The following is a 2,275-nucleotide window of genomic DNA, read 5'->3' as shown; positions in this document are numbered from 1 at the left end:
AAGAGACAGGAGGTGGGCCTCGGGACGCGGATCGGGTTGGGGTGGTGGGTACCGCATGTCGGGGACGGGACCTTCCGTGCCGGGCCGGCTCAGCGGCGGTTCTCGGTCTCGACCTGCAGGAAGACCGCGCCCAGGTGGTAGCGGTCGCCGCGACCGGCGAAGCGCAGGGACAGCCGGTTGGCGCCGTCCGTCAGGGCGGGGCGCAGATCGAGGAGGTTGGAGTCGTAGCCGAGGGTGTTGCGGTGCGCGGGTTCGCGGGTGGTGACGTGGCGCCCGTGGTCGGAGATGGTGGAGTTCATGACGTCGTCGGCGGGCGAGACCGCGTCGCCGAGGGCGACCGCCGGGCGGAGGTCCGGGGCGGCGGTCAGGGTGTCGCCGGCCCCGGGGTCGCCGTCGTAGCCGACGACGCCGAGGGTGCCGGTCGCGCCGCCCGGGACGCGCAGGGCGTCGACGGTGAGCGTCACCTCCCCCTCCCCGCGGCGGGCGGACGTCCCGGGCACGACCGGCAGGCCGGGCAGGGCGGGCAGACCGCCGGGCAGGGCCGTGACGGCGCCCCCGCCCTCGCCGTTCCCCTCGCCCCCGCCGACGGTGCGCCAGCCGTCCCACAGCGAGAGGGTGCGCAACGGCTCGTCGGGGTGTTCGTAGAGGACCACGAGGGTCCAGCCGCCCCAGGTGCCGACCGGGGAGTGCCCCATGGCCACGTTGATCTGGGCGACGGTGTACGCCCCGGGGGAGGCGTACCGCACGATGTCGGTGACGTCGGCGGAGGCGGTGAAGCCGTCGTCGAGGGCGGTGGGACGGTGGCCGACGACGGTGTCGGCGAGGATCTCCCGGTAGTTCCCGCCGGGTTCGGCGAAGAGGACCCGGGCGTTGTCGGCGGCGGGCTTCTGCTCACCGGCGCGGAGGTTGCCGCCCCAGTACAGGCGGGCCAGCGTGACCCGCGCGCCGGGCCGGAGCCGGAGGTCGGCCCGGCTGGAGTTGTAGGTGTTCGGGTCGTCGTCGACGTCGATGTAGAACATCTCGTAGTCGCCGTTGGTCCCGGCGGCGCCGGAGCGGGCCTCGGGGCAGGGCACGGCGTCGGGGACGGCCGGGGCGACGCAGGTGATCACCGAGTTCGCGGCCCGGGCGATGCCGCCGTGTTGGACCACGCGGTACCGCTCGGTGAAGGGGATCTCCGGCGCGTCGGGGGCCGCCGGGGCGGTGCCCGGGAAGCCGAGGAGGAGCAGGACCGCCGCGAGCGCGACGAGCGGTGCGCGGGCCGCGCGCCGGCCGGGTCGTCGGCCGGCGTGCCGGGCCCGACGACCCCGCGCGTCTTCCACGGCGGGTTCGACGGCGGGTTCGACGGGGGGTTCGACGTGGCGTTCGGCGGCGGGTCGCCCCGGATTTCCCCCGGGGTTTTCCGCCGGGTTCTCATCCGGGGGTGGCCCCGGGTTTTCCCCCGTGCGTTCTCCTGCGCGTTCTGTCACCGGTGTCACCAACCCATGCAGCCGAGGGCGATCGGGAATGCCGACGGGCCGGAGGTCCGGTACCCGCGGGCCGGGAACGGCCTTTCGACCGGGCGGTACACGACTCTGACAGAAAGGAAATGACAATTCCTGCACAACTCGCCGATCGAAAATGACCGCACAGGAAAAGGGAAAACCGGAAAAGATGAACACCGGGACAAGATGACCGAATGACAAAAGGGCCGTTCGCGTGACGGCGAACGCGTGAGCCCCCGGCGGACGCCCCGGGGCGCGCCCTCAGGCGCCCGGCGCCCCGGCGGGCGGGTCCGTCAGTCCGAGCCGCAGGTGCTCCGCGTGGTGCAGGGCGTGGTCGAGCAGGTCGGCGACGTGCCGGTCGTACAGCGCGTACACCACCGAGCGCCCCTGCCGGGTGCCGGTGACCAGGCCGAGGTCGCGCAACAGGCGCAACTGGTGCGAGCAGGCCGACTGCTCCATGCCCACCTCGGCCGCCAACTCGGTGGCGGGCAGCGGCCCCTCCCGCAGGCGGGCGAGGATCAGCAGCCGGGACGGGGTGGCCAGGGCGCGGAGCGTCGCGGCCACCCGCTCGGCACCGGCGGCGTCGAGCCGCACCCGCGGCACGGCGCCGCGCGCACCGTCCCGGTCACCGACGACGACTCCATGGCCCATGGGCCACAGGGTACCGGGGAAGCAACATGAACGAATGAACACATGTTCATTGATTCATGTATGGTGGGGCCGCCCGAACGCCCCCGAGCCGAGGAACGCCCGTGTCCGCACCCCCCGCCGGCGGCTCCCGCACCGGCCCCTCC

At 74.0% G+C, this 2,275-nt stretch carries 2 protein-coding genes; both read right to left on the bottom strand.

All coding sequences use genetic code 11. The features are described 5' to 3' along the window. Nucleotides 1-89 precede the first annotated feature (89 nt). On the bottom strand, nt 90-1,319 hold the full coding sequence (locus tag FOE67_RS23165; protein ID WP_182666785.1) for a DUF3344 domain-containing protein: 1,230 nt from the start codon (nt 1,317-1,319) through the stop codon (nt 90-92). A gap of 423 nt (nt 1,320-1,742) precedes the next feature. Further along, nucleotides 1,743-2,132 carry an ArsR/SmtB family transcription factor gene (locus FOE67_RS23160; RefSeq protein ID WP_182666784.1) on the bottom strand — a complete coding sequence of 130 codons (390 nt, stop codon included), beginning with the start codon at nt 2,130-2,132 and terminating at the stop codon, nt 1,743-1,745. Nucleotides 2,133-2,275: the final 143 nt, after the last annotated feature.

The sequence above is a fragment of the Streptomyces calidiresistens genome, assembly GCF_014141525.1.
In the GTDB taxonomy this organism is placed as follows: Bacteria; Actinomycetota; Actinomycetes; order Streptomycetales; family Streptomycetaceae; genus Streptomyces; species Streptomyces calidiresistens.
Note: the sequence above shows the minus strand (reverse complement) of the source record. Positions and strands in the feature narration are given on the sequence as shown.